General features: G+C 45.4%; 25 protein-coding genes. 14 read left to right on the top strand and 11 right to left on the bottom strand.

What is annotated here, in order from left to right; translation table 11 throughout:
• Positions 1 to 42 precede the first annotated feature (42 nt).
• From AC1P5O_RS07415 to ubiG, 3 genes are read right to left on the bottom strand one after another with little or no spacing between them, the layout of a single operon-like run.
• Entirely contained in the window at positions 43 to 789 is a 747-nt protein-coding gene (locus AC1P5O_RS07415) for a YciK family oxidoreductase (RefSeq protein ID WP_086044245.1), read from the bottom strand.
• Between the two features lie 39 nt (positions 790 to 828).
• Entirely contained in the window at positions 829 to 1,518 is a 690-nt protein-coding gene (locus AC1P5O_RS07410; protein WP_005250183.1) for an HAD family hydrolase, read from the bottom strand.
• A complete protein-coding gene (gene ubiG, locus AC1P5O_RS07405) occupies positions 1,515 to 2,243 on the bottom strand; it encodes a bifunctional 2-polyprenyl-6-hydroxyphenol methylase/3-demethylubiquinol 3-O-methyltransferase UbiG (protein ID WP_005250185.1) in 729 nt (242 codons plus the stop codon). Before ubiG ends, AC1P5O_RS07410 begins: the two co-directional genes overlap by 4 nt.
• A gap of 227 nt (positions 2,244 to 2,470) precedes the next feature.
• Between ubiG and AC1P5O_RS07400 the strand changes: the two genes are divergently transcribed.
• Positions 2,471 to 3,085, top strand: coding sequence for a thiol:disulfide interchange protein DsbA/DsbL (locus AC1P5O_RS07400; protein ID WP_005094908.1), 615 nt, complete (start codon positions 2,471 to 2,473; stop codon positions 3,083 to 3,085).
• A gap of 53 nt (positions 3,086 to 3,138) precedes the next feature.
• Here AC1P5O_RS07400 and AC1P5O_RS07395 read toward each other — a convergent pair whose 3' ends face one another.
• A complete protein-coding gene (locus AC1P5O_RS07395; RefSeq protein WP_086044244.1) occupies positions 3,139 to 3,840 on the bottom strand; it encodes a TetR family transcriptional regulator in 702 nt (233 codons plus the stop codon).
• Between the two features lie 210 nt (positions 3,841 to 4,050).
• On the opposite strand from AC1P5O_RS07395, the gene rph reads away from it, so the two are divergent.
• Both rph and AC1P5O_RS07385 read left to right on the top strand, forming a co-directional pair.
• Positions 4,051 to 4,767 (top strand): ribonuclease PH, encoded by a 717-nt coding sequence (gene rph, locus AC1P5O_RS07390; protein WP_004281238.1) that lies wholly within the window; start codon positions 4,051 to 4,053, stop codon positions 4,765 to 4,767.
• Between the two features lie 182 nt (positions 4,768 to 4,949).
• Positions 4,950 to 5,147 carry a hypothetical protein gene (locus AC1P5O_RS07385; protein ID WP_005105298.1) on the top strand — a complete coding sequence of 66 codons (198 nt, stop codon included), beginning with the start codon at positions 4,950 to 4,952 and terminating at the stop codon, positions 5,145 to 5,147.
• 100 nt (positions 5,148 to 5,247) lie between these two features.
• Here the strand turns inward: AC1P5O_RS07385 and nadC are convergent, their stop codons facing one another.
• Positions 5,248 to 6,093, bottom strand: a complete 846-nt coding sequence (gene nadC, locus AC1P5O_RS07380) for a carboxylating nicotinate-nucleotide diphosphorylase (protein ID WP_005105299.1) — start codon at positions 6,091 to 6,093, stop codon at positions 5,248 to 5,250.
• A gap of 182 nt (positions 6,094 to 6,275) precedes the next feature.
• On the opposite strand from nadC, the gene ampD reads away from it, so the two are divergent.
• Both ampD and murJ read left to right on the top strand, forming a co-directional pair.
• A complete protein-coding gene (ampD, locus tag AC1P5O_RS07375) occupies positions 6,276 to 6,866 on the top strand; it encodes a 1,6-anhydro-N-acetylmuramyl-L-alanine amidase AmpD (RefSeq protein WP_005105301.1) in 591 nt (196 codons plus the stop codon).
• 69 nt (positions 6,867 to 6,935) lie between these two features.
• Positions 6,936 to 8,477: a murein biosynthesis integral membrane protein MurJ gene (murJ, locus tag AC1P5O_RS07370; protein ID WP_005105302.1), complete on the top strand. Its 1,542-nt coding sequence runs from the start codon at positions 6,936 to 6,938 to the stop codon at positions 8,475 to 8,477.
• Between the two features lie 125 nt (positions 8,478 to 8,602).
• On the opposite strand, the gene AC1P5O_RS07365 is transcribed toward murJ, so the two are convergent.
• Positions 8,603 to 8,761 (bottom strand): DUF1328 domain-containing protein, encoded by a 159-nt coding sequence (locus tag AC1P5O_RS07365; RefSeq protein WP_004647174.1) that lies wholly within the window; start codon positions 8,759 to 8,761, stop codon positions 8,603 to 8,605.
• Positions 8,762 to 8,953: 192 nt separating this feature from the next.
• On the opposite strand from AC1P5O_RS07365, the gene AC1P5O_RS07360 reads away from it, so the two are divergent.
• Positions 8,954 to 9,406, top strand: coding sequence for a YcgN family cysteine cluster protein (locus AC1P5O_RS07360; RefSeq protein WP_005094917.1), 453 nt, complete (start codon positions 8,954 to 8,956; stop codon positions 9,404 to 9,406).
• Between the two features lie 19 nt (positions 9,407 to 9,425).
• Here AC1P5O_RS07360 and AC1P5O_RS07355 read toward each other — a convergent pair whose 3' ends face one another.
• A complete protein-coding gene (locus AC1P5O_RS07355) occupies positions 9,426 to 11,564 on the bottom strand; it encodes a putative bifunctional diguanylate cyclase/phosphodiesterase (RefSeq protein WP_005094919.1) in 2,139 nt (712 codons plus the stop codon).
• Positions 11,565 to 11,827: 263 nt separating this feature from the next.
• On the opposite strand from AC1P5O_RS07355, the gene AC1P5O_RS07350 reads away from it, so the two are divergent.
• Positions 11,828 to 13,102 (top strand): replication-associated recombination protein A, encoded by a 1,275-nt coding sequence (locus AC1P5O_RS07350; RefSeq protein WP_005094922.1) that lies wholly within the window; start codon positions 11,828 to 11,830, stop codon positions 13,100 to 13,102.
• A 302-nt stretch (positions 13,103 to 13,404) separates the two neighbouring features.
• Here AC1P5O_RS07350 and purC read toward each other — a convergent pair whose 3' ends face one another.
• From purC to dapA, 3 genes are read right to left on the bottom strand one after another with little or no spacing between them, the layout of a single operon-like run.
• Positions 13,405 to 14,124 carry a phosphoribosylaminoimidazolesuccinocarboxamide synthase gene (gene purC / locus AC1P5O_RS07345; RefSeq protein ID WP_004281247.1) on the bottom strand — a complete coding sequence of 240 codons (720 nt, stop codon included), beginning with the start codon at positions 14,122 to 14,124 and terminating at the stop codon, positions 13,405 to 13,407.
• Positions 14,125 to 14,160: 36 nt separating this feature from the next.
• A complete protein-coding gene (locus AC1P5O_RS07340; RefSeq protein ID WP_004281248.1) occupies positions 14,161 to 14,766 on the bottom strand; it encodes a hypothetical protein in 606 nt (201 codons plus the stop codon).
• Positions 14,767 to 14,780: 14 nt separating this feature from the next.
• Positions 14,781 to 15,680 carry a 4-hydroxy-tetrahydrodipicolinate synthase gene (gene dapA, locus AC1P5O_RS07335; protein WP_004281249.1) on the bottom strand — a complete coding sequence of 300 codons (900 nt, stop codon included), beginning with the start codon at positions 15,678 to 15,680 and terminating at the stop codon, positions 14,781 to 14,783.
• A 724-nt stretch (positions 15,681 to 16,404) separates the two neighbouring features.
• Here dapA and mhpT point away from each other — a divergent pair.
• From mhpT to ppk1, 4 genes are all read left to right on the top strand, one after another.
• Positions 16,405 to 17,610 (top strand): 3-(3-hydroxy-phenyl)propionate transporter MhpT, encoded by a 1,206-nt coding sequence (mhpT, locus tag AC1P5O_RS07330; protein ID WP_005094926.1) that lies wholly within the window; start codon positions 16,405 to 16,407, stop codon positions 17,608 to 17,610.
• A gap of 308 nt (positions 17,611 to 17,918) precedes the next feature.
• Positions 17,919 to 18,548: a bifunctional nicotinamidase/pyrazinamidase gene (pncA, locus tag AC1P5O_RS07325; RefSeq protein WP_005094928.1), complete on the top strand. Its 630-nt coding sequence runs from the start codon at positions 17,919 to 17,921 to the stop codon at positions 18,546 to 18,548.
• Between the two features lie 126 nt (positions 18,549 to 18,674).
• Positions 18,675 to 19,622 carry a bile acid:sodium symporter family protein gene (locus AC1P5O_RS07320; protein WP_005094929.1) on the top strand — a complete coding sequence of 316 codons (948 nt, stop codon included), beginning with the start codon at positions 18,675 to 18,677 and terminating at the stop codon, positions 19,620 to 19,622.
• Between the two features lie 177 nt (positions 19,623 to 19,799).
• Positions 19,800 to 21,863 carry a polyphosphate kinase 1 gene (gene ppk1 / locus AC1P5O_RS07315; protein ID WP_005094930.1) on the top strand — a complete coding sequence of 688 codons (2,064 nt, stop codon included), beginning with the start codon at positions 19,800 to 19,802 and terminating at the stop codon, positions 21,861 to 21,863.
• A 94-nt stretch (positions 21,864 to 21,957) separates the two neighbouring features.
• Here the strand turns inward: ppk1 and AC1P5O_RS07310 are convergent, their stop codons facing one another.
• Positions 21,958 to 23,211, bottom strand: a complete 1,254-nt coding sequence (locus tag AC1P5O_RS07310; protein ID WP_005094933.1) for a hypothetical protein — start codon at positions 23,209 to 23,211, stop codon at positions 21,958 to 21,960.
• Between the two features lie 77 nt (positions 23,212 to 23,288).
• On the opposite strand from AC1P5O_RS07310, the gene serB reads away from it, so the two are divergent.
• The 3 genes from serB to AC1P5O_RS07295 all read left to right on the top strand — a co-directional run bounded on the left by serB (position 23,289) and on the right by AC1P5O_RS07295 (position 25,880).
• Positions 23,289 to 24,509 carry a phosphoserine phosphatase SerB gene (gene serB, locus AC1P5O_RS07305; RefSeq protein WP_005094936.1) on the top strand — a complete coding sequence of 407 codons (1,221 nt, stop codon included), beginning with the start codon at positions 23,289 to 23,291 and terminating at the stop codon, positions 24,507 to 24,509.
• Between the two features lie 414 nt (positions 24,510 to 24,923).
• Positions 24,924 to 25,259, top strand: coding sequence for a ciprofloxacin tolerance protein AciT (gene aciT, locus AC1P5O_RS07300; protein ID WP_005094938.1), 336 nt, complete (start codon positions 24,924 to 24,926; stop codon positions 25,257 to 25,259).
• A 141-nt stretch (positions 25,260 to 25,400) separates the two neighbouring features.
• Positions 25,401 to 25,880: an SCP2 sterol-binding domain-containing protein gene (locus tag AC1P5O_RS07295; RefSeq protein ID WP_005094940.1), complete on the top strand. Its 480-nt coding sequence runs from the start codon at positions 25,401 to 25,403 to the stop codon at positions 25,878 to 25,880.
• Positions 25,881 to 26,110: the final 230 nt, after the last annotated feature.

Below are 26,110 nucleotides of genomic sequence, written 5' to 3'. Positions count from 1 at the left end.
TAAAAAGGGAGCAATTGCTCCCTGAATGACAGACAGAATAATTTAATCCTGTGCGTCAATACTCTGGCCATTCATATGCAGGCTGTCATTACCCATCAAATACAGATAAGCCGGCATGATTGAATCGGGGGTAGGCAGGGTTTTCGGATCTTCATTCGGATAGGCCTTGGCGCGCATGGCAGTCCGCGTTGCTCCGGGATTGATGCAGTTATAACGGATATTTGGATGTACCTGCTCTTTGGCAAATAACTGGCTTACCGCTTCAATGGCAATTTTAGACACCGAATAGGCACCCCAGCGTTCGCGGGCTTCGCGGCCTACACCTGAGCTGGCAAAAACTACTGAAGCATGTTCAGATTTGGATAACAGCGGCAGCAGGGCCTGGGTCATGACAAAGGGTGCACGCAGATTGACCGCCATCACATCATCCCAGACGTTGACCGGATAATCCGCCAGGGGAACCCGTTCGCCTAAAATGCCGGCATTGTGCAGAATGCCGTCCAGACGACCAAACTGACGGTCTAGCGTATCGAGCAAAAGCTCATAATCCCGTTCTGAAGCACTTGATAGTTGTAGCGGCAAGATGGCAGGTTGCGGCGCACCCAAACTTTCAATTTCATCATAAATGACTTCGAGTTTGTTTAAGGTACGCCCATGCAGCACCACAGTTGCGCCATGCAAGGCATAACTGATTGCTGCTGCACGTCCAATGCCATCGCCCACACCTGTGATCAGGATGATACGATCCTTGAGCAGATCGGGGCGAGGTTGATATGCTGAATATTTCATTATCTACCTCCTCATTTCTTATTATTTAGTGTTAAGCGTTCAAGATACCGCAGTATGCTGCTTCAGTACCAGTGTCTGAATCAATTGATGTAATTCTGGCACAGTATGCACGATATGGTCGGCCTGCCAGGCATTTAAATCGTCTTTGTATTGCAACGGCAAATAACCATAGGCAGCCAGAATGGTCGGCATCTGGGCATGACGGCCGGCATCAATATCTCGTGGATGATCTCCGACATAGATACAGTCTTCTGCGGCAAGATTCAGTTGCTTGGCTGCCAGATACATCGGTTCAGGATCAGGTTTGGTGCGGGTGACATCTTCAGGGCACACCAGTACCGCACAGCGTTCACTCAGATTCAGTGCTTGCAGTAAAGCCTCACTGAGCCAGCGCGGTTTATTGGTCACAATCCCCCAAGGAATGTCATTTTCCTCTAGCTGTTCAAGTAATGGATACATGCCATCAAACAGATCGGTATCGACCGCAATATCTGCGCCATACATGTCCAGAAAGCGCTGACGGTGTTGCAGAAAGACCGGATCTTCCAGTTGCAGTTCCGGATAAACCAGTTTCACCATAGCGCGAGCGCCTTCGGAGACCTGGGTACGAATCAGCTCGGGTTCAACCAGTGCACGGCCTTCTTCATGGCACATCTGCTGGATAATCCGGATAAAATCGGCAGCGGTATCAATCAGGGTACCATCGAGGTCAAATAAAACGGCTTTCATGCTGTGGTCTCTGCTGCGCTATCTTTCACGGTATAGACCATATAGTTCACATCAACATTCGGTGCCAGCCAATAACGCTTGGTCAGCGGATTATAGTGCAGACCGGTCATGTCTTTAAGCTTTAAACCCGAGTTGCGAATGTCATGTGCCAGTTCGGACGGCTTGATAAATTTGCTGTAATCATGGGTGCCTTTGGCCAGCATGCGCAAGACATATTCTGCCCCAATAATGGCAAATAAATAGGACTTCGGATTGCGGTTAATGGTCGAGAAGAATACATGACCACCTGGCTTGACCAGCTTGTGACAGGCCTGAATAATCGATGCCGGGTCTGGTACATGCTCTAGCATTTCCATGCAGGTCACGATGTCATATTGGCCAGCCTGTTCCTCTGCCAGTTGCTCAACCGGCACCTGACGATATTCAATATTGTTCACACCTTCCTGTTCGGCATGGATGCGTGCTACGTTCAGAGGCGCTGCACCCATATCAATCCCGAGCACATCGGCACCGCGACGCGCCATGCTTTCGGCCAGAATACCGCCACCACAGCCGACATCCAGCACTTTTTTGCCGTTCAGGCCTCCGGCATGTTCATCAATCCAGTTTAAACGCAGTGGATTAATCATGTGCAAGGGGCGGAACTCGGAATGCTGATCCCACCATATAGCTGCAAATGCTTCAAACTTGGCAATTTCTTGTGGATCAACATTCAATTGCGACATCGGTGTCACCTCAATCAGTCGTGATTAGCTAAAAATATGTATGTGCCGAATGGCCAGAGAAACTGATTTAAAACCTTGAAAATCAGTCCGATGGTTTAGTGTAGCGATTCTGGCAGAAAAAGCGATAAAAGCAGCAAAAAAGTTCACAGAATGAAAACGAAACCGGCATAATTGATTTATAGTGAACACATAAACTAAGCATAATGATTTAGAGGACGATAATCCGAATGAAAAAATTCCTTTTAGGCGCTGTTGCCGCATCTGTTTTGGCCTTTTCAGGCAATGCTATGGCCAATTTTGTGGCAGGTCAGGACTATCAGGTGGTTGCAAAACCAGTCAAAGTCGAAAAACCGGGCAGAATTGAGGTACGTGAATTCTTCTGGTACGGCTGTGGTCACTGTTTCGCGCTTGAACCCCATATGCAGGGCTGGTTGAAAAAATTACCAAAAGATGTACGTTTCGTACGTACACCTGCTGCAATGAATCCACTCTGGGAACAGGCAGCGCGTGCTTATTATGTGTCTGAAGCATTGGGTGTGCGTCAAAAAGCACATTTACAATTATTCCATGATATTCATGACAAGCAACGTCCAATTTTAGAACAGGCGCAATTGGCCAAGTTCTATACCCGCTATGGTATTTCTGAAGCGAAATTTAACAGCACTTATAAATCTTTCCCGATCACTTCGAAAATTGCCCAAGCTAAAAATCTGGCTGCTCAGTATCAGCTCAGTGGTGTTCCGGCAGTGACCGTGAATGGTAAATATATTGTGCAAGGTAATGATGCCAAAGTCATTCAGGTGGTGAATTACCTGATCGAAAAAGAGCGTAAAGCCAAATAAGTCTGAACTGACGATCACTAAAAAAACCTGCATCATGATGCAGGTTTTTTTATTTAGGCCGGAGGAGTGACCGCTTCATTGAGCACAGGGCTTACGGTTTCAACTGTTTCGGTAGGTCTCCGGTACCAGTGCAAAATGCCATGCAGCAACAGTTGCATCTGCAATATGCTTTGGGTTTTAAAGGCAGTGGATTGTGTGCGGCGCAGCTCTGGATCAGCTTGATGCTGCAGATGAATCCAGCCCATGGCCCAGTTCAGGGACAGTTCAATCAGCATCTGTGCCAGAGCCTGCAAGTCCTGTGGCGCCTGAATATGTCGGGTCGATTGCATCTTGGCCAGTTCATGCATCACATCTTCAGCCAGAAAACGAATTTCCCGTTCAATACCGGCACGGAGCACGTCCGAACCGCCCCAACGTTCTGCCACAAAAAAAATCCAGGGTTCAGGATGGTATTCGACGGCCTGAAAAAATAGTTCCAGCCCGGTGTGGGTTCGGGTATTCGGCTGATACAAATAAGCCTGTCCCAGCTGATTGAGTACGCCCTTGATATGAATCGCAACCTGATCCAGCAATTCCAGACCCAACTGGTTCATATCCTGAAAATGCCGATAGAATGCCGTCGGCACCAGTCCGACTGCATTCGCAACTTCACGTAGGCTGATCGTGCTGAAAGCGCGACCCTGACTGCTGAATGCCAGTGTCGCATCGAGTAACGCCTGATGACTTTGCTGCTTGCGATCTTCACGTAAGGACATAAATGGGTTTCCTATCACCGGCTTCCCTTATAGAGAGTTTTAGTCTAGCAAAAATTAAATTAAATCGTAGTGCCACAGATCGGCAGAATTTCGACAACTCGTAGCGAGCTGATGCATTGATTTTGTAAATGAATCGCCCGGCTGCCTAATCTTGGCAAAGGCTTCTGCTATACTGAGCCGCAATTATTTTGAACCCATACAGGACTTATTATGCGTATCGACCAACGAGCATTAGATCAATTACGTGAAGTGAAAATTACCCGTAACTATACACGTTATGCGGAAGGCTCTGTATTGGTTGAATTTGGTCATACCAAAGTACTGTGCACTGCCAGTGTGGATAGTTCTGTACCGCGTTTCCTCAAAGGTCAGGGCCAGGGCTGGGTAACGGCTGAATATGGCATGTTGCCACGTTCAACTCATACCCGTAGTGACCGTGAAGCGGCACGTGGCAAACAGAGTGGCCGTACTCAGGAAATTCAGCGTCTGATTGGTCGTAGCTTGCGCTCAATGGTCGATCTGAAAAAGCTGGGTGAAAATACCATTACTATCGACTGTGACGTGATTCAGGCTGATGGCGGTACCCGTACTGCAGCGATTACGGGTGCTGCGGTGGCTTTGGTTGATGCGATGAACGTCTTGCTGGAAAGAAAAAAAATCAAACATGATCCATTAAAAGGTTTGGTGGCTGCGGTTTCTGTCGGTATTTTTAAAGATGAAGTATTACTGGATCTTTGCTATGAAGAAGATTCAAACTGTCAAACCGATTTGAACGTGGTGATGACTCAGGCTGGTGAATTTATTGAAATTCAAGGTACTGCTGAAGATAAGCCATTTACCCGTGCACAATCGAATGCCATGCTGGAAATGGCCGAGAAAGGCATTCAGGAACTGGTAAAAAAACAGCAAGAAGCTCTAGGCTGGTAATCCATCCCATGTTAATAAACGCATCTCTGGATGCGTTTTTTTATGCCTGAAATTTCACTCTGCACCTGTATTCAAAAACTACATTACAAAACTTCCTGACAAAAAGTCGACATGAATCGGCTATATCTGAACCGGTTTTGCATCGATATTGGATCAGATGAGAACACAATGAGGAATGCGACATGAAACAGTGGCTTTGTGCAATTTCATTGCTGGGCGTGTTTGGATTAACTGCCTGTGACTGGGGCAATAATCGTGAAGATGACGAGCGTTCAGTGTTAAATCAGGATCGTGATGAGGATAACGGAAGATATAACGACCGTGATGGTGACGATGATGACCGCGATCACCGAGGTAATCGGGATGACGATGATGATTAAGGTCTAAAATAGAAAATTGAGCAAAATATACGCAAAAAAAATTTCTAAAAATAAAAAAAGGGTGCTTCGCACCCTCTACGGTCATCTATCCCATCTAGGCTTAAGCATTGAAACGCATCGACAGATCAATGGCTTTGAGATCTTTGGTCAGCACGCCCATGGAAATATAATCTACTCCGGTACTCGCGACTTCACGTAAATTATCAATGGTGATATTACCTGAGGCTTCCAGTTTGCAGCGACCGGCCACATGTTGCACCGCGTCGATCATCTGCTGCTGACTGAAATTATCCAGCATCACAATATCAGCATGGGCTTCGAGTGCCTGATTCAGCTCATCCCAGGTTTCCACTTCAACTTCGACAGGCTTACCCGGTGCAATTTGATGGGCCTTGGCAATCGCCTGCGCAATGCCACCCGCTGCCATAATATGATTTTCTTTAATCAAGAAGGCATCAAACAGGCCCAAACGGTGATTCTGGCCACCGCCAATGGCCACGGCATATTTTTGTGCGATACGCAGACCCGGAAGCGTTTTACGAGTATCTAATAATTTGGTGTTTAAACCTTGCAGCTCTTTGACATAGTGGGCGGTTTTAGTCGCAACCGCAGACAGCGTCTGGACAAAGTTTAGCGCAGGGCGCTCCACGGTGAGTAAGCTACGTGCAGATCCGGCCAGTTTTAAAAATGCTTGATTGGCTTGAACATGATCGCCATCATTTTTCAGCCAGATCACTTCAATACTTGGATCATAGGCCTGAATCAAGGCATTTACCCAAGGCTGGCCGGCCAAAACCATGTCTTCACGGCTAATGATAGTGGCAGTGGCCTGTTCATCTTCAGGGGTCAGCAGGGCAGTAATATCACCATCACCGATATCTTCTGAAAGTGCTTGTTGAATATTGATCTGAATGGACTGGTCTAGCAAAGCTTGAGATATGCGCATGAGTATTTCCGTATCTTTTTTAAGCCGTGAAAATTGCGCCTTATCTTAGCACCGTTACATAAAAGATGAGCGATTTTTCATCCAGTTTGCTGGGATGAATTGAGATTTCTCCTTGAAAGTTTTAGCATGAAGCCGGCTGCAATGCTGATCTTGCAGATTTTATTTTTGGGGAGAACGGTTTTATGCAACAGGCAGCTGAGTTTCAGGTCAAGGACGGGCAACTAATCGGTGCACGTCAAATCCCGTCTCCCAATTTTAATCAGCGGCCAGAACAGACCGAGATTCAATTGCTGGTGATTCACAATATCAGCCTGCCACCTTCACAGTTTGGCGGTGGTTATATTGAACAGTTTTTTCAGAATCAGCTGGACTGGTCCGTACATCCTTATTTTCAAACCATTGAAGGGATGCAGGTGTCGACCCATCTGCTAATTTTACGATCTGGCGAAGTGCTGCAATTTGTCAATTTTAATGATCGTGCCTGGCATGCCGGCCGCTCGAGCTATTTGGGCAAAAAAGAATGTAATGATTATTCGATCGGGATTGAGCTGGAAGGCAGTGACGATTTGCCTTTTGAAACTGAACAATATCAGGTATTAGTAAAAGTCACGGCCTGTCTGCAACAGCATTATTCTAAGATTCAGCAGCATATTGCCGGACATTCGGATATTGCACCGGGCCGCAAGACCGATCCGGGACCATATTTTAACTGGGCTGATTTTCGTACACAGTTACAGCATTATAAAAATACCTCAAGCTCGCTTGAGCGATGAAATTAAGCAATGAACTTCTGACAAAAGTTTCATTACAATAACCACAAATTTATACATTAGGTGAAGAGGATGGCGCTTTGGCGTTCGACCGTCATTGTCAGTGCGATGACCATGTTGTCACGCGTACTGGGATTGGTTCGAGATATTGTTTTACTGAATGTCTTTGGTGCTGGTAAAGACTTCGATACCTTCGTAGTCGCATTTCGTATTCCAAACTTTTTCAGGCGTTTATTTGCCGAAGGCGCATTTTCACAGGCATTTATTCCGGTACTGACTGAATATAAAACCAGTCGCACGCATACCGAAGTCCAGATCCTGATTAGCCGGGTGTTTGGCTGTCTGGCCACGGTCATGACCACGCTGACCATGGTCGCGATCATTGCTGCGCCATTGATTATGTATATCTATGCGCCCGGTTTCCATAGCGATCCTGAAAAGTTCGCTCTGGCGACCGACATGTTCCGCCTGACCATTCCTTATTTGCTGTTCATGTCACTGACGGCTTTTGCCAGCAGTATTCTGAACAGTTATGGCTCTTTTAGTACCCCGGCATTTGCGCCGGTCTTGCTGAATGTGGCGATGATTGCCGGGGCGCTCTGGCTTACGCCTTATATGGCCGAGCCGATTATGGCGCTGGGCTGGGCTGTGATCATTGCCGGTATTTTACAGCTGGCGATCCAAATTCCTGAATTGTGGCGTAAAAATCTGCTGATTCCACCGAAAATTGACTTCAAGCATGAAGGCGTTGATCGCATCATGAAGTTGATGCTGCCGGCATTATTTGGTGTATCTGTCACGCAAATTAACCTGCTGTTAAATACCATTTGGGCTTCATTCATGCAGGATGGTTCGGTGTCCTGGCTGTACAGTGCCGAGCGTATGACCGAATTGCCGCTGGGTCTGATCGGTGTTGCAATTGGTACCGTGATTTTGCCGTCCTTATCGGCACGGCATACCGAGCAAAATCCGGAAAAATTCCGTGGCATGATGGACTGGGCAGCCAAAGTTATTGTGATGGCAGGCCTACCCGCCAGTGTTGCACTGTTTATGCTGTCGACCCCGATTATTCAAGCCCTGTTTGAACGTGGCCAGTTCACCTTTGAAGATACTCAAATGACGGCTTTGGCGCTGCAATGTATGAGCGGTGGTGTGATTGCCTTTATGCTGATTAAAGTCTTTGCTCCCGGTTTTTATGCAAAGCAGGATACCAGAACCCCGGTGCGTGTCGGTTTGATGGCTGTGGCGGCCAATGCGATTCTGAACGTGATTTTTATTGGTTTCTTCAAGCTGATTGACTGGGAAGCGGAGCATATGGCCCTTGCGTTGGCATCGACGGGTTCAGCGATGGTCAATGCCGGTTTGCTTTATTATTATCTGCATAAGCGTGATATTTTCCGTTTTGGCGCACACTGGAAAAAAATCTTCCTGCAATTCATGTTTGCCAATGTGGTGATGATTGCGGCTCTGGCCTATGCCCTGAGTTGGTATAACGCAGATGTATCACAATGGATGCGTGTGGTAGAAGTATTGATCTTATGTGTTGTCGGTGTGGTAGCGTATGTTGCAGCCTTGCTGGTGGCAGGTTTTAGACCACGTCATTTAAAGCCTTAAGTTCATCTTAAAAGAAGTATTTTTGATCAAAACAGATCATTAAAATACCCATAAAAAAACAAGAGCCAGAAGGCTCTTGTTTTTTTTGAAAGCTAACACTTGCTTTGAAAAGGTCTAGCGTAAATCTAGACCTTGCCGCGCGAAAGAAAACCAACGATCGCAAGAATCACCGCAATTACCAACAAGATAATCGCAAAATCCTTAGACAAGCCTGCGACGCCACCGAAACCAAGTAGACTCGCAATTAATGCAATAACAGCAAAAATAATAGCCCAGCGAAACATATATATTCTCCATGTGTTTTTATTTTCAAATTTAGTATAGAAATAAACGATTCCAGCGACTGTTAGTGTTTTGTTGATGAACTGTCTATGATTTAACAATAGTTTACGTGATAGTAATAAGAATTTGAGGCGGTAGGTCTGCAGGGTTCGGGCTGCTATAATAAGCTGATTTTTGAATGTGCCGGCCTGATCATGAGCGATACTTTACGTCCCGAATTCTGGAAAAACTATTCACTTGCTAAACTGACGCAAGTCGAGTGGGAGGCCTTATGTGATGGTTGCGGATTATGTTGTCTGATTAAACTGGAAGATGAAGATACTCAGGAAGTCGCATATACCAAAGTGGCCTGCAAATTACTGGATTGTAGCACTGCGCGTTGTTCCAATTATCCGGATCGCCTGCAATATGTGCCGGACTGTATTCAGCTCACGCCAGAGAAGCTGGAAACGATTCACTGGTTGCCTTCGAGTTGTGCCTATCGTCGGGTAGAGCAGGGTAAAAGCCTGCCATCTTGGCATTATCTGATTAGCGGTTCACGGGAAAGTGTGATTCAGGCACGCAAGTCGGCAGCAGGGCGCTGCCTGAGTGAAGCCGATATTCATGAAGATGACATCGAAGACTATATCGTACGCTGGGTGCGTTAAATCTGCCTGAGTGATTCGTTTATTGATCTGCTGGATGGAGTAGGGCCTGGGCCGAAGCACCGGCCATCGGACGATAGAAATAAAATCCCTGTCCAATCTGACAGTCACAATGGATCAGGGTGTCCAGCTGTTCTGTATTCTCGATCCCTTCCACTAGAATATCCAGTGCAATACTAGAGCCAATCTGGGTAATGGCTTTGACAATGGCCAAGGCGGACGGGTCACTGTTCATGCGTTCTACAAAGTTGCGGTCAATCTTGATGCAATCGACCGGATAGTCTTGCAAGCGGGTCAGCGAAGAATGTCCAGTGCCAAAGTCATCTAGTGAAATCTGGATTCCGGCCTGTTTCAGCAGGTTCAGGGCGCGAACCACATAATTAGCACCATGTTCGGATAGGCTCTGCTCGGTAATTTCTAGTTCAACTTTATGTGCGGGAATATCAAAGTTGGACAGGCGTGCCAACAGTTTTTCGGCATAGTCATCGCGCAGGAATTCGACCGGTGCAGCATTGATGGAAATCGGTAACAGATCCAGACCTTGCGCCTGCCAGCGACTCATATCTGCAAAGACTTTCAGTTGCATGGTCTCACTGATGCGTGAGGCCAGCTCATAGTCCTGAAAGGCAGCAAAAATTTCGGAAGGTAACTGAATGTTCTGATTCTGATCTTGCCAGCGTAATAGTGCTTCGAAACCAATCACTGCACCATCAGAAAGACGTACTTTAGGTTGGTAATAGGGAATGATCTGATCGGCGAGAATAATTTTGCGTGCCAGAGTCAGCTGCTTGGTCATATTTTCCAGTGAACCGCACATTTCCTGATTGAACATGCGGATGCCACCACGACCACTATTTTTCAGGTCGTTTAAGGCGATATCAGCACATTTCAGCAAATTAGAAGTATTTAAGGCATCACGTGGATAGATGGCACAGCCAATACTCATGGCACTGCTGATGCTATTGCCGACATAATTGATGGGCTGATCCAGCTGGGCATAGGCCATTTGCGCCGTTGCCAGCAGCTGTTCTTCACTTTCCAGATTTTTCACCAGCACAGCAAATTCATCGCCACCCAAACGGGCGATGATGGTATTCGTACCGAAACAGGTCTGGAAGCGTTTGCCTAAGACATGTAGCAGATGATCACCAGCAATATGGCCCAAGGTGTCATTGATATGCCGGAAATAGTCCAGATCGATCAGCAGTAAACCCGCTATGGTCTGTTGTTGTTTGGCCTTTAACAGTACCTGTTTAAAGGTTTTATAGAAGGTACTGCGATTATACAGGCCGGTGAGTTCATCCCGTTTAATCACTTCTTTTAAACGTGTTTCTGCAATTTTTTGCTGACTAATATTGCGTGATACACAGAGAATATTTTGGGTAATATTGTGCTGATCCAGAATCGGGGTGAGCAGATGATCCCAATATTGGATTGGTTGATCTTTAATCTGAACTTTGCTGGAGAAACGGCTGTTTAAGCCTTGGGCTGCCTGTTTCAGAGCACGTTGCCCGGATTTTCGGGCTTCAGGGGTTAAGCGATTTAACCAGCACAATGAACGGTCTTGATTTTGTCCTGCGGTCTCACTTACTTGTGCCAGACAGCCAGACTGGTTGCTATGTCGAATCTCGCCTTCAGGGCTGATAATGTTAATGCAGTCTGCGCTGGCATCCAGCATGTTTTCCTGGGTTGAAACAATCTGAGAAAGTTGCTGCTGGATTTCAAAATAATCATGCACATCGGTCAGGGAAACTGCCCATTGCAGCAAATGTTCAGGTTCATGATGAAATTTTACGGCTAGGGTACACATGCGATAATGGGTATCACTGCGTTTAATCCGGCACTGGGTTTCAAAATTCTGATGCTGATCCAGCGCAGCATGCCACTGCGCTAAAAATAGCTGCAAGTCCTCGGTATGAATAAAACTCTGCCATTGCAGATGACCCTGTTCATTCAGGTTCACGCCAAGATAATCAGTCAAGGCATCGTTAAAATATTGCAGATGTTTTTTGTTGCTGACCCACAAGGGTTGCGGTAAGGCATCGATCAGATTTTTTAATAAAACCGATTCAGACAAGTGAACGTGGGGTGCAATCAGTGATGATGACGTCAGTGGCTTAGACCGACTCACAGCTCCATGTTCAAATTTATCATGCTTCATGCATTCACCACTACAACCCAAAAGTGCCCAAGGGGCGAGATAAGTTTCTTTTAATTAGAATAAACAATATGAAAATTACACTGTAATTAATTCACAATTAATCATGTTCAAATTATTCGCTTTTATAGAGATTAATTCATTCAGAATTAAAAAAATAGAGGATATCTCCATAAATTAATTTTTTATGCTTGATGTTTGCATTCTTGGAATCAAAACTGCTGGTGTTAGAATGAGATCAGAATTTAGTTTGAGCCAATAATAACATGTCAGATAGTCATATCCCGCTTCCAGAACGCTTACGGCCACGCGACCTTACACAGATTATCGGGCAGGAACATTTGCTGGGAGAACATGCGCCCTTACGTCAGATGATTGATCAGGGGCATCTGCCTTCGATCATTTTCTGGGGACCTCCCGGAGTCGGAAAAACTACCATTGCCTTACTGCTAGCTCAAGCGGTAGACCGGCCTTTTATCAGCCTGTCTGCCCTGAATACCGGCGTGAAAGAACTGCGTGAAATCATTGCCGAAGGTGGTGATTTGCTGACGCCAGTGGTATTTATTGATGAAATTCACCGTTTTAATAAATCCCAGCAGGACGCGCTGTTAAATGCGGTCGAGAAAGGGAAAATTACCTTAATTGGCGCCACCACCGAAAACCCGTCTTTTGAAGTGAATAGTGCCTTATTATCACGTTGTCAGGTGTATAGCCTGAATGTATTGAGTGCTGAATCGATTCAGACCTTGTTGATGCAAGCCTTACAAAATGACTCTTTCTTACAGGAAAGACATATCCTGATTGAAGAATTTGATGCCCTGATCCAGTTCGCGGCAGGAGATGCCCGCAAGGCGCTAAATTTACTGGATCTGATTGCCAGTACCTTTGAAGCAGATATGGAAAATATCATCACTAATGCGGTCGTGGTGAAAGTCGCACAGCAGAATATCGCCCGTTATGACAAGTCCGGTGAGCAGCACTATGATCTGGTGTCGGCCTTCATCAAGTCGATTCGCGGCAGTGATCCGGATGCAGCCTTGTACTGGATGGCACGCATGCTCAAAGGCGGCGAAGATCCGGTGTTTATTGCACGGCGCATGTTGATTGCCGCATCCGAAGATATCGGCAACTCGAATCCGAATGCTTTGCTGTTGGCAGGGGAATGTTTCCGTTCGGTGCAGGCCGTGGGAATGCCAGAATGCCGGATTATTTTGGGGCAATGTGCAGTTTATCTGGCGACCAGTGCTAAAAGTAACAGTACCTATCTGGCGATTAACAAGGCGATGGAACTCGCAGATAAAACTTCAAATTTGCCAGTGCCTTTGCATTTAAGAAATGCGCCAACCAAGCTGATGAAAGAGCAGGGCTATGGCGTGGATTATCTGTATCCGCATAATTATCCTGAGCATTTTGTGCTACAGGAATATATGCCGCCAGAACTGAAGGATACCAAACTGTATGAATCAGCACGTAATAAACGTGAAGTTGAAGGGGAGCGTTTACAGCAACGCCGTTGGCAACAGCAACAACAGCAGCAATAAAGCTGGGTATCCCAACTAATTGAACAGATTAAAAAAAAGCCCAATTCAAGGCGAATTGGGCTGAAAGTAGGATGTTTTTGAGGGAGATAACATCCTAGAGGGTAGAGGAGAAATTTGGTCGGAAAATATGGAGTAAAGTGCGTCAACTCACTGATTTGCCTGGTATGTGATAATATTAATGCATGTAGTTTTTGATGTAAAAACGATCATTTTAATAATAAAAATTTATTTTTCCGATTAAAAGCCGGAAATAAAAAACCGAGCTAAAAAGCTCGGTTTTTTCGAATCTGCGCATTTACAGATTAGATGTTGTCTAGATTGATACCTAAACGGCCAGCTACTTCTTCATAGGCTTCAACTACGCCGCCTAAACCTTGACGGAAACGGTCTTTATCTAGTTTTTTCTTGGTGTCTTTGTCCCATAGACGGCAACCGTCTGGAGAAAATTCATCACCAAGTACGATACGGTCGTGGAACACGCCGAATTCAAGCTTAAAATCAACCAGAATCATATTCCCTGCGTCAAACAATGCTTTAAGCACGTCGTTCACTTGGTAAGTCAATTCTTTCATTTTCGCCAATTGTTCAGCCGTTGCCCAACCTAAAGCAATGGCTTGTGACTCATTGACCATTGGATCACCAAGCGCATCATCTTTAAAGAACAATTCAAATGTTGGAGGAGTCAGTTCCTTGCCTTCTTCCACACCCAGGCGGCGGCATAAAGAACCTGCTGCATAGTTACGGATCACACATTCAACCGGGATCATATCCAGTTTTTTTACCAGCACTTCATTTGGAGTCAATAGCTTTTCAAAGTGGGTCTCAATTCCCGCTTCTGCCAGTTTTTCCATAATGAAGGCGTTAAAACGGTTGTTCACCTTGCCTTTACGATCTAGTTGCTCAATTTTTTCGCCATTGAATGCTGAGGCATCATCGCGAAAGACTAAAATCAGATGGTCTGAACTGTCTGTGGTGTAGACAGATTTCGCTTTACCAGTATAGAGCAAGGTTTGTTTTAACATGAGGGAACCTTTTACAAAAAAAATGCCTAGAAATGTCTAGGCTGGCCAATTTTGGTAAATCTGGTTGAGCAGTTCTGCAGCTTTTTCACGGTCGGCAAAACTGTTATCGGCATTGAACACAGCGAGGTTATTACTTGAACCGACAGAAGATAATCTTAATACATAGATCTGCTGATCAACCTTAATCGTGACTTCATAACGATTTTTGCTCTGCGCAACGATGCTATGATTCAGACTGCTGAGGGTGGCAAGTGTATATTGCCAAATTGTAGCAGAATTTCCCTCAATTTTAAGCAGCGGATTAAGATTTCCGTCAGTGACCAACTGTGGTCGACCCACCGTATTGGTTTCGGTTAGATCAGCTGTATTTGAGTTTTCAGTCTGGGCTTGTGGGCGTGGCAAGGCAAAACGGTTGCCACGCTGGTTTTCAAGCTTCGGTGCATGTTCAATTGCAAGCGGATCAACTGTTGGAGCAGGATACAATGGCGTTGCAGGACGAACCATGGCGCCTTCAGGATATTGTAAAGCTTCCAGGGTAGTAGTCTCTTTATAGTCTAAAGTGCCGTTATTAAAGGCCATTGAACTACAACCTGCCAAACTGAATACTGAAAGTGTAAGGCTAAGTCCTAAACGTAATTGCATAATCTTGTGCTCTTTTATTTGATAACGCCCGCTTCGACCAGTGCTTCATGAAGCGGAGCGCGATATTGTTCTGCAAGTGGTGTTAATGGAAGGCGAATACCCGTACCAATTAAGCCCATGTCATGGAGTGCCCATTTCACAGGAATTGGGTTCGATTCGCAAAATAAAATATTGTGTAAATTTGCAACCTGAGCATTTAACTGTTCAGCTGTGGCTGCATCACCGGCAATCGCAGCTGCACACACTTCGCTCATGGCTTTCGGAGCCACGTTCGCCGTGACCGAGATATTACCTTTGGCGCCATGACCGATCAGTTGATACGCAGTTGCATCATCACCCGAATAAACAGTCATATCTTTACCGACAAGGCCTTGCAGCAGTTCAGCACCGCGCGGTACATCGCCAGTCGCATCTTTAATACCGATAATTTGTGGAATATCCGCCAGGCGAATCACGGTTTCATTGGCCATATCCACACCGGTACGGCCCGGAACATTATAAAGAATCTGTGGAAGATCAACGGCTTCAGCAATAGCTTTATAGTGCTGATACAAGCCTTCCTGAGTCGGTTTATTATAATATGGCGTCACCAGTAAAGCGGCATCTGCCCCCAGCTCTTTGGCTTCGCGGGTCAGTTCGATCGCTTCACGGGTCGAGTTTGCACCTGTGCCGGCAATAATAGGAATACGTTTGTTGGCCACACGAATGATTTCTTTGATCACCTGGGTGTGTTCACTCATACTGAGAGTAGAGGCTTCGCCTGTTGTTCCAACGGCGACAATACTGTTGGTGCCCTCTGCAATGTGCCATTCAACCAGCTTCTCGAGACCCTTCCAATCTACGCTGCCATCTTCAAACATAGGGGTGACGATTGCGACTATGGAACCTTGAATGGTCTGTGCTTGCTGAGTCATTTTAAAAAACTATCCTATTTGTCCATCCGAAAGGAATGAGAAAACATAAATTGGGATGGATTTGTATTTTGATTTATAGCAAATTCAATAGATTTGCATTGAATTGAATATTGCTTATGCAAATTATGACTGATCAAACGCATAAGAACAATATGCTTTAGTAAAAGCTACTGAATTCTTTATACAAAGCCTTTTGGAAACAATCAAGTAATAAATAAGATGATTTATAAAGCAAAATCCTGAGACCAAAGTTATGTCTCCAGTCTAGACAATGGAGGAGATTACCCCAAATGAAGCCAATAATGATAAGGCTTGTGCAAAAAGATCAGCTGAAAACTGCCATTTTTATGCCTTTTAATTTTGGATTAATAGTTATATTGGATAAATTGAGACCTCGTACATCTTGATCGCACTCTCGCACCAAAACAAATAAAGCCAAAAACGACTAAGACTAATCTTTTTTAAATATCAATAAATTGAGAATTTTTTTTCTTATCGGTTAATTTTTTAACTTGATGTATAAGCCTTAAACTCTAAGTCTTGAACTTTATGGTGTTCTGATTAAGTGTTTTTGCGACTTTATCTGGTCTTATCCTATTTTTATCTGCCTCTACTCCTTTGGGAATATCTAAGCAAAACGTTCAACTTATTGATAGTTATTTCTGCAATCAGGCTCATAGATGATGGCTGTCTTTTGTAACGCTGATTGAACAAGGATAATCCAATGGAAAAATCAGACAATAAGCATGCTATCGTCACGGTCGCGATCTGTTTTCTGATTGCGGTGATTGAAGGCTTAGATATTCAGGCAGCCGGAATTGCTGCTGCAGGTATTCGTGAGCATTTTGGTCTCGATAGTTCCCAGTTGGGTGTGTTTTTTAGTGCAGGGATTCTGGGTTTATTACCGGGTGCACTGGTTGGTGGTCGATTTGCGGACCGCATTGGCCGTAAGAAAGTCTTGATCTGGTCAACAGCAATATTTGCTGTATTTACCTTATGTACGGTTTGGGTCAATAGCTTTAACAGCTTGCTGGCAGTGCGTTTCCTGGCTGGAGCAGGTCTGGGCGGCGCAATGCCGATTCTGATCACACTCGCCTCTGAAGCTGTGTCTCCACAAAATCGTGGTCGTGCAGTGGGCTTGATGTACTGTGGCATGCCAGTTGGTGCAGCAATTTTATCTTTAATTGCGGCGACTGAATTTGGCGCCAACTGGAAAAATGTTTTCTATCTCGGTGGCCTGTTACCGATTTTTGCCATTCCGCTGATGATGCTATTTTTGCCTGAATCGAAGGAATACCTGAAAGCACAGAATAAAACGGCTGCAGAGCTTGCTGTTGCACCGCAGGGTTCATTCAAGGACCTGTTTAATTCGGACAACCTGTTACGTACGCTATGTATCTGGGTGAGCTACTTCTTTACCTTGATGGTGGTTTACATCATGTTGAGCTGGTTGCCATCATTGTTTATGGAACTTGGCTTTACCCGTAAAGATGGTTCAACTGCACAATTCTACTTCATGGTTACAGCGACGATTGGTACGATTATTTTGGGTATGCTGACCGACCGCTGGAAGAAAGCCTATGTGATCCTGTTGATGTACGGCGGTATTCTGGCAGGTCTACTGGCGCTGAATGGTGCAAGCTCGCTGAACCAGATGTATATGGCAGCAGCATTAGCCGGTGCCTTCGTGATTGGCTGTCAGGGTGTACTGTATGCCTTCGGTAGTATCGTTTATCCGACAGAAGTGCGTGGTACTGGTATTGGTGTTGCATCTGCAGTTGGCCGTATCGGTGCCATGCTGGGGCCAGTCATTGCCGGTCAGTTATTGACAGCAGGTTTCGGTGCTGCGGGGGTCATTACTGCTGCGATCCCATGTATCATCATCTCTGCATTATGTATGCTGTTCCTGGTGAACCGCACTAAAGTGTAAGGTTCAACGATTTAAAAAAGCCTGCTCTTGCAGGCTTTTTTATTTTCAGAATTTAAGAATTAAATACACTGTTTTATTATTAAAAAGACTCATCACTTTATCTTAAAACTTATTTTTTTTGCAGAGATCCAGCTTGATACAAGCCCGGAACTCATCTCATATTTGTCAAAAACAATGAATCTATTGATCTGCTCATATACACATGCCGAGAATACACAGTCATGCCATTTTTAACCGCAGAGCTAAAAATCCTGAGGTATTTTGCGCTATGCTTGGGCATAAATCGAGATTTCAATGGATGAAAACAGATGCAGAATAATGTTGCTTTACTGGTCGTAGACGTACAAAGAGGATTTACCCCGGGAGGCAATCTGGCTGTAGCCAATGCTGACCAGATTATTCCAAATATCAATCTATTGGGACAGCATTTTAAGCATATTATCCTGACCCAAGACTGGCATCCGGACAACCATATTTCTTTTGCAGACAACCACCCCGGCAAAGCCGCCTATGACAGTATTCAGCTGGATTATGGCACTCAGGTTTTATGGCCAAAGCATTGTGTGCAAGGGACACGCGATGCCGAACTGCATCCGGATTTAAATTTACCGCAAGCACAACTCATCATTCGCAAGGGTTTTCATTCCCAGATCGACAGTTACTCGGCCTTTATGGAAGCTGACCAGAAAACCCCGACGGGTCTTGCTGGCTATCTGCGTGAACGTGGGATTGATACCGTATTTGTGGTCGGGATTGCTACGGACTTTTGTGTGGCCTGGACTGCAATCGATGCCTGCAAACTGGGCTTTAAAACCTATGTGATTGCCGATGCCACCAAGGGCATTGACCTGAATGGTTCCTTGCAACATGCCTGGCAGGATATGCTGTCGCATGGCGTGAAACGTATCTATGTGAAAGATATTGTTCAAGCAGCTTAAAGCTGAATAGGGATAGAACTTAAATATTCCTTTGATCTTATTTATATTTAAATATAAAAATTCAGGCGTCAACGGGTGCCTATTTTATCTTGCTTTTTCTCCCTTAATATCACCTGGATGAAACCCATGTCAGCCTTGCTCCAGTTTAGCCAATTTGTCCAAAAAACCTTTGCTTTATGGGTGGTGCTTTTTTCCGGCATTGCCTTGATGATCCCTGAAGCTTTTGTCTGGTTAAGAGCTTATATTCCCTGGATGTTAGGCATCATCATGTTCGGCATGGGCATGACCATGACCGTCGGAGATTTTAAAAGTGTCTTGCAAAGTCCGAAGGCAGTAGCGATTGGCGTCGTCGCCCAGTTTATGGTGATGCCGGGTTTGGCCTTTTTGCTGTGCAAGCTGTTCCAGCTGCCACCAGAGATTGCCATCGGGGTAATCTTGGTGGGTTGCTGTCCGGGCGGAACTGCATCCAATGTGATTACCTATATGGCCAAGGGCAATACTGCCTTGTCGGTCGCCTGTACCTCGGTTTCTACGTTACTGGCGCCCATTCTAACTCCGGCCATTTTCTACTTGTTGGCCAGTCAGTGGATTGAAATCAATGCCTGGTCGATGCTGGTGTCGATCTTACAGGTGGTGTTATTCCCGATTATTCTGGGCTTAATCGTACGGGCGCTACTCAAGCAAAAAGTCACGGCCTATATTCAGGTCATGCCGTTGATTTCTGTGATTGCGATTGTGGCAATTGTCGCGGCGATTATTGCCGGCAGCAAAACCCAGATTCTGGAGTCCGGTTTAATGATTTTAGGGATCGTGGCCTTACACAATGGTATGGGCTATTTACTGGGTTATTGGGCCAGCCGTATATTTCACTTGGCAGAAATAGACTGTCGTGCAGTCTCCATTGAAGTGGGAATGCAGAATTCTGGTCTGGGTGTGGCCTTGGCGGCAACCCATTTTGCCGCATCACCACTTACCGCTTTACCAAGTGCCATTTTCAGCCTGTGGCATAATATTTCAGGGCCAGCTTTAGCCACTTATTGGGCTGCCAGAAAAACTGAAAAAACAGACACCTAATTGCAGTTTGATGACAGCGCGCAACAAACCAGAGGATGATTTTTTATAATTTTAAAAATTAAAATATTAATCTATATAGATTTATCAAGCTTTGTAACATAAGTGTCATAAAGTCTGCCTAAGATCGCCCCTCAATGATGTGAAACAACAGACTGTAATCAGCAGCATTGAGAGGGCATGGAACAATTTCAGCATTCGTCAGCGACCTATTTTAATCGGGAACTTTCCTTATTTGAATTTCAGCGTCGTGTCTTGGCACAAGCACTTGATCCGAATTTACCGATTTTAGAGCGCTTAAACTTCCTGATTATTTTTTCCCGTAATCTGGATGAGTTTTTTGAAATCAGGATTGCCGGGCTGATGAAACAGCAAGACCTGAATGCGACTACCCGGACGCCTGATGCTGTACCCACCGAGCTGGTTCTACAACAACTGTCCCAGTCCATTCATGCCACAGTTAACAAGCAGTATGAGGTTCTGAATCATGCAATTCTGCCTGAACTCCAGGCGCAGGGTATTCAGTTTCTTCAATATCAGGATCTTCTGGAAAAACATAAGGCATGGATTGCAGCCTTTTTTGCCAAAGAAGTGCAACCGGTACTGACCCCGATCAGTCTGGATCCTTCACATCCTTTTCCACGTTTGGTGAATAAAAGTCTGAACTTTATTATCAGCTTGGAAGGTAAAGATGCCTTTGGCCGTGAAATCGAGATGGCGATTGTGCCGGCACCACGTTCCTTACCGTGCCTGATTAAAATTCCGGAAGATGTCACCGGAAACAATACCACCCAGATCTTTCTGACTGCGATCATCCAGCAGCATATCAGTGATTTGTTTCCCGGCATGAAAGCGACCGGATGTTATGCCTTTCGGGTTACCCGCAATGCCGATCTGGTATTGTCGGAAGATGTTGACGATCTGGCAGTGGCCTTAAAAGATGAACTGTGTTCGCGCCGCTTTGGTCGTGCAGTACGTCTGGAAATTGAAAATGACTCTCCACAGAACATCATCGACTATTTGCTGGATGAATTTAATCTGACGGAACAGGAACTGTACCGGATTGATGGACCAATCAATTTGTCCCGCCTGAGTACCAGCTTTGAGCGTCCGGAATTAAAGTATCCGCATTTTAGTCCTGTGATTCCCAAAATTTTCCGTAAACAGAAAAGTATTTTTGAAATTTTAAAAGCACAGGATGTGCTGCTGCATCATCCTTTTGATTCATTCCAGCCGGTGATTACTTTACTGCGCGAAGCGGCCAAGGACCCAGCGGTGCTGGCGATCAAGCAGACGCTATACCGCAGTGGTCCGGATTCGGAAATTGTTCAGGTGCTGGCAGAAGCCGCACGGAATGGCAAGGAAGTTACGGCCGTGATTGAACTGCGGGCGCGTTTCGATGAAGAATCTAATATTATGGTGGCCAATATTCTGCAAGAAGCCGGCGCGGTCGTGGTCTATGGCATCGTGGGTTATAAAACTCATGCCAAAATGATTCTGATTGTCCGGCGTGAAAATCAGGAATTACTGCGTTATGCGCATTTGGGTACCGGAAACTATCATGCCGGTAATGCCCGTATGTATACTGATTACGGCCTGATGACCACACAGCCGGATATCTGTGAAGATGTGCATCGCATGTTCCAGGAACTGACCGGCATGGGCAAAATGGCCAAACTGAAAGCCTTGCTGCATGCACCGTTTACCCTGCATAGCGAACTGCTGAAACTGATTGAGCAGGAAAAGGCATTTGCCCTGGCCGGCAGAGCCGCGCATATCATCATCAAAGTGAATGCACTTACCGAACCGCAATTGATTGCTGCCCTGTATCAGGCTTCGCAGGCTGGGGTAAAAATTGACCTGATTGTGCGTTCAATCTGCTGTCTGATTCCACAAGTTACCGGTATGTCTGAAAATATCCAGGTCCGTTCAATCGTAGGACGTTTCCTGGAACATACCCGGGTTTATTATTTTGAACATGGCGGTGCCAAGAAACTGTATTGTGCCAGTGCCGACTGGATGGGCCGTAACCTGTTTTCCCGGGTGGAAACCTGTTTCCCGGTGCTGGATCCAGAGCTGAAAAAACGGATTTATAAAGATGGCCTGATCAGCTATTTAAAAGATTGTCACAATGCATGGGAGTTAGATGCCGAGGGTCAGTGGCATAAAGTCCCTTGTCAGGATCCGGCTCAGCCTTATAATGCCCAGCAATATCTGCTGGAACAAAAACAGTTAAAAATTTAAGAGATAGGCCAAGACACACTGGCGTATTTGTTTTATATCCATAAAAAAGCCGGATGTTGGATCCGGCTTTTTTAATTGCAACATTCAGGGATATTTATGAGGCTTTGGACTGTTTGGATTTTAGAATTTCAGTTCTAAAAGTCTGTGCCAGCTCGGCGCTTTCAGCATCCATGCCATTCACCACAAAAGCATGACGGGTCAGGACATTGGTTGGATTCGGCATGCTGACCAGCTGGAAGTGATCACTCACATCTTTCAGCAAGGTGTTCGGTACATGTAAGGCACTTTCTTTCGCGACCAGATGCTGAGTCAGACGCTCCGCGGCCTGTACCGAGCTGAGCTGCATCTCCTCGACTTTAGAGGCAATCGCGCTGCGGGTTTGTAGCACAAAACGTTTTTCTTCACGATAGCGTCTATACAGCACTTCCGAAAGCAGCTGGAACACGGCACTGATCATGGTCAGGCAGGCCAGGGCATTCGGTTTGTCTGCTGTGATACTGATGGTGGCACCTTTTTCATCAAATTTATGTACGGTACAAATATCAGAACTATTTAACTTATAGCGTTGCACACAGAGTTCGGTGGCTTTATTCAGGAAAATCTGACAAAGATTGAAATAAGGCACCGAAACGGTTTTATTCACGCTATCCAGTAACTGTTTTGGATCGTAGAACTGGATGTTTAAGCTCAGGCTATCGCTCTCGAGTACCGCTGGTTTATGTTCTTTTTCTTTGGCTTTGTTTTTCACTGCCTGTTGGGCCTGAGCAATCGCCAGTGCCGCATTATGCTTTTCCTGTTCCAATGCCTGGGTCAGGGTCTGAATCTCGAATTTCAGCCGCGATTCATTATTGATGCGCGCTAGATATTCGGTGCGGCTTGGACGTGCCACGGCACGATAAGCGACCCAGAGCAGACCATGAATGATGAACGAGAACAGAATCGCCAACCATTGCGTGCGCAGAATTTCACCAATACTTGGCTCAATCAGGGTGATTTCAATCACACCGACTTTTTTCTCGTTTTGCAGGGCATCACGGACAAAAACTTCACCCTCGCGAGTTTTGGTCAGTCCGCCGGTGGCTAAAACTTGAGCTTTCGCATCCAGAATCCGGATGGAAGCGACACTTGGATTGGTGGCATAACGATTTGCCAGCAAAGCCAGAGAAACGCGGTTGGGCGGTTCAAGCTCAGACAGGCTGTCTGTCACCAGTTGACTGGTGATCAGCTGTCCCTGATTGGCACGGTTTTCATTCAGTTGGTGAGTGGTTGCCAATACCAGTAAAAAGGTATGCAGAGCAAAACTTACAATCAATAGGCTAGCAAATAGCCCTTGTCTAGGCGCATTCAACGTAAACTTCCAAGGCAATTCTGTTCAATTTCGATTATGATTCTAACAATAGTTGTAGCTCAGACCCGAGTCAATTCATGCGAGAAATCATTCTTATATCATTCTTAGGACCTGACCAGCCTAATCAATTTACACGATTAATGCAGGTTTTGTCCGCCCATTCCCTACAGATTTTAGATGTAGGGCAAGCGGTTATTCATAATCAGTTAACCTTAGGTATTGTTGTGGCGTCTGAAGACCAGACAGCAACAGCATTAGCCATGAAGGAGATCCTGATTCTAGCACATGATATCGGGTTAACTGTGCGCTTTAAACCGATCTCTGCGACTGAATATGATCAGTGGGTCAAAGAGGGTGGACGCACACGTTATATCGTAACGGCATTGGCCCCTGAATTAAATGCCTCTCATCTGCAAGCCGTGACCCAGATTGTCTCGGGTCAGGGCTTTAATATTGAAACCGTGACCCGTCTGTCTGGCCGCCCCATTTTAGATGGCCAGAGCGCAGGGCCAAAACGTGCCTGTGTCCAGTTCGGTTTAAGTGGACAAATGCTAGATGCAGCTGCCATGCGTGCGGCCTGCTTGAGCCTGTCCAATGAATTAAATGTCGATGTTGCGGTGCAGGAAGACAATGCTTATCGCCGTAACCGTCGTCTGGTTTGCTTCGATATGGACTCAACCCTGATCGAGCAGGAAGTTATTGACGAACTGGCAATTGAAGCCGGTGTTGGTGAACAGGTCGCAGAAATTACCGAACGTGCTATGCAAGGCGAGCTGGACTTCCAGCAAAGCTTCCGTGCACGTGTCGCCTTGTTAAAAGGCATGGACGCTTCGGTACTTCCGAAAATTGCCGAGCGCCTGACGATTACCGAAGGAGCTGAACGCCTGATTTCGACTTTAAAAGCACTAGGTTACCGTACTGCAATTCTTTCTGGCGGTTTTCAGTATTTTGCGGAATATCTGCAAACTAAACTGGATATTGATGAAGTGCATGCCAATGCGCTCGATGTGCAGGATGGCGTGGTCACTGGTGAAGTCAAAGGCCATATCGTCGATGGCGCACGCAAAGCACTCTTGCTCGGTGAAATCGCCCAGGAGATGGGAATTTCCCTGGAACAAACCATTGCAGTCGGTGATGGCGCCAATGACTTACCAATGCTCTCGATTGCAGGACTCGGTGTGGCTTTCCGTGCCAAGCCGCTAGTACGCCAAAATGCCAATCAGGCGATTTCTAGCGTCGGTCTGGACGGTGTGCTTTATCTGCTCGGTGTACATGATAAAGACCTGAACCGTGCATAAATACAGGCTTTGATTGATTTTAAACGCGACCTCCGGGTCGCGTTTTTTATTGCTTATGATCTGAGTGATATAAGGAATAGCTGAAATGTGGCTACAAAAACATCGATCATCTTAAACGGAAAAATAATTTTTTCACTTAAAAAAACTACTGATAATTTTGTAATGACACGCCAACATTGGCGCAGTCATTGATCCACAAAAATGTGAAAAGCAAAAAATGTAATGACAATATAATATCGCGACAAAGTATGTCGTTAGGCTGGATGACAGGACTTTTTTTATGCAAAAAACTCAGCATAATGCAGGCATAGAGATACAAATCAACAGATTTCATTTTATTGATTTAACGAAATTCAATAGATAGAAGCGTTGCAATATCAAGCGGGAACTATCTATCTGGATGGAGGGGTTTATATGGTAACAGCGCATTTAGCAACGATTGTGGGCTTCAGTTTAGTCGCTGTAGCTGTGCTTGCTGTGTTCTTCTCGCCTTATCGTCGCTGGTTAAGCTTTATGGCGGCCGGGATGCTGGTATGGGGCCTGATCGAGGTGATTCGTGTAGGAACTCAAACTTGGTTTGAGCTACCAATGACGTATAGTTATCTGAGCGCGTTAACTGCGGTCATGATGGTGGTGACTGGCCTGTTGTTGCGTGAAGATCGTCGTGCTGAGCGTGCTTTGGCAAAACGCCGTTGCATCGAACATACGCCGGTGTATGAAGACGACCAGCAGCAGCTTTCAAGCCGTTAATTCTACAAGTTGCAATGAAAAAAATGCACCCATGTGTGCATTTTTCAATTTGGAAATATGATACAAACTGCATAATCCACCTAGCCCAGAACTATGCTAGGATATTTGTCAATTTTCGTACAATTAGAATAGGCATCCTCCATGAAACTGTCGTCCATTCCTGTGTTAAAACTTCCTCTGGTTGACCTTAGTACTGATCCACTTGATTTGCTGGTCGCAGGTCTTGCGTTACGTATGAAGCAGTTAGCACGTACTAGCCCGAAATTTATTGAATTGGTACATGAACGCCAGTTTCGTATCCAAATCGGAACAGATGAGGGAATGGCACGTCAGATCGTTGTGAATAATGGTCATATCGATACTGTTTCAGGTGATGCAGAAAAAGCTGATTTTGTACTGCAATTTGCTGACAGTGAACAGGGTGTAAAAACATTGCTTAAAGGTGATCCAACTGCATTCATGAGTGGTATGCAAAGTGGCACGATTAAAATGGAAGGCGATTTTGGTCTGCTGGTCTGGTTTAACCAGGTCGCGAAAATGATTCCGCCTAAACTGCCAAAACCGGTCAAAGAAAAAGTGAAAATGGCACGTCAGTTTATTAAAGAGAAAACTGGTAAATAAGTTAAAAATCTTTCATCCAACCTTTTCTTTCTACCTTTGGGAGAAACACAAAGAGGGGGGTGAAAGGATAAAAGATTTTTAAAAGAAAAAGCCCTCATTAGAGTAATGCCAGTCAGTTAAGAAATTGACTGGCATTTTCTTGGATATTTTTGTGCTTTAATTTTCACTACTCGCGGACATTGCCTTTGCCTTTTTTCAGGTAATACAAATATTTTAGATTGTTCAAATAA

It is taken from the genome of Prolinoborus fasciculus (assembly GCF_056724605.1).
Note: the sequence above shows the minus strand (reverse complement) of the source record. Positions and strands in the feature narration are given on the sequence as shown.

Excerpts from the sequence above, each read along its gene's own strand:
- ppk1 (WP_005094930.1), top strand. The coding sequence starts at position 19,800 with ATGGAACAATTTCAGCATTCGTCAGCGACCTATTTTAATCGGGAACTT.
- mhpT (WP_005094926.1), top strand. The coding sequence starts at position 16,405 with ATGGAAAAATCAGACAATAAGCATGCTATCGTCACGGTCGCGATCTGT.
- purC (WP_004281247.1), bottom strand. The coding sequence starts at position 14,124 with ATGTTAAAACAAACCTTGCTCTATACTGGTAAAGCGAAATCTGTCTAC.
- pncA (WP_005094928.1), top strand. The coding sequence starts at position 17,919 with ATGCAGAATAATGTTGCTTTACTGGTCGTAGACGTACAAAGAGGATTT.
- murJ (WP_005105302.1), top strand. The coding sequence starts at position 6,936 with ATGGCGCTTTGGCGTTCGACCGTCATTGTCAGTGCGATGACCATGTTG.
- AC1P5O_RS07415 (WP_086044245.1), bottom strand. The coding sequence starts at position 789 with ATGAAATATTCAGCATATCAACCTCGCCCCGATCTGCTCAAGGATCGT.
- dapA (WP_004281249.1), bottom strand. The coding sequence starts at position 15,680 with ATGACTCAGCAAGCACAGACCATTCAAGGTTCCATAGTCGCAATCGTC.
- AC1P5O_RS07350 (WP_005094922.1), top strand. The coding sequence starts at position 11,828 with ATGTCAGATAGTCATATCCCGCTTCCAGAACGCTTACGGCCACGCGAC.
- nadC (WP_005105299.1), bottom strand. The coding sequence starts at position 6,093 with ATGCGCATATCTCAAGCTTTGCTAGACCAGTCCATTCAGATCAATATT.
- AC1P5O_RS07400 (WP_005094908.1), top strand. The coding sequence starts at position 2,471 with ATGAAAAAATTCCTTTTAGGCGCTGTTGCCGCATCTGTTTTGGCCTTT.
- AC1P5O_RS07385 (WP_005105298.1), top strand. The coding sequence starts at position 4,950 with ATGAAACAGTGGCTTTGTGCAATTTCATTGCTGGGCGTGTTTGGATTA.
- AC1P5O_RS07340 (WP_004281248.1), bottom strand. The coding sequence starts at position 14,766 with ATGCAATTACGTTTAGGACTTAGCCTTACACTTTCAGTATTCAGTTTG.
- AC1P5O_RS07395 (WP_086044244.1), bottom strand. The coding sequence starts at position 3,840 with ATGTCCTTACGTGAAGATCGCAAGCAGCAAAGTCATCAGGCGTTACTC.
- aciT (WP_005094938.1), top strand. The coding sequence starts at position 24,924 with ATGGTAACAGCGCATTTAGCAACGATTGTGGGCTTCAGTTTAGTCGCT.
- ubiG (WP_005250185.1), bottom strand. The coding sequence starts at position 2,243 with ATGTCGCAATTGAATGTTGATCCACAAGAAATTGCCAAGTTTGAAGCA.
- AC1P5O_RS07295 (WP_005094940.1), top strand. The coding sequence starts at position 25,401 with ATGAAACTGTCGTCCATTCCTGTGTTAAAACTTCCTCTGGTTGACCTT.
- serB (WP_005094936.1), top strand. The coding sequence starts at position 23,289 with ATGCGAGAAATCATTCTTATATCATTCTTAGGACCTGACCAGCCTAAT.
- AC1P5O_RS07410 (WP_005250183.1), bottom strand. The coding sequence starts at position 1,518 with ATGAAAGCCGTTTTATTTGACCTCGATGGTACCCTGATTGATACCGCT.
- AC1P5O_RS07360 (WP_005094917.1), top strand. The coding sequence starts at position 8,954 with ATGAGCGATACTTTACGTCCCGAATTCTGGAAAAACTATTCACTTGCT.
- rph (WP_004281238.1), top strand. The coding sequence starts at position 4,051 with ATGCGTATCGACCAACGAGCATTAGATCAATTACGTGAAGTGAAAATT.
- AC1P5O_RS07355 (WP_005094919.1), bottom strand. The coding sequence starts at position 11,564 with ATGAAGCATGATAAATTTGAACATGGAGCTGTGAGTCGGTCTAAGCCA.
- ampD (WP_005105301.1), top strand. The coding sequence starts at position 6,276 with ATGCAACAGGCAGCTGAGTTTCAGGTCAAGGACGGGCAACTAATCGGT.
- AC1P5O_RS07365 (WP_004647174.1), bottom strand. The coding sequence starts at position 8,761 with ATGTTTCGCTGGGCTATTATTTTTGCTGTTATTGCATTAATTGCGAGT.
- AC1P5O_RS07320 (WP_005094929.1), top strand. The coding sequence starts at position 18,675 with ATGTCAGCCTTGCTCCAGTTTAGCCAATTTGTCCAAAAAACCTTTGCT.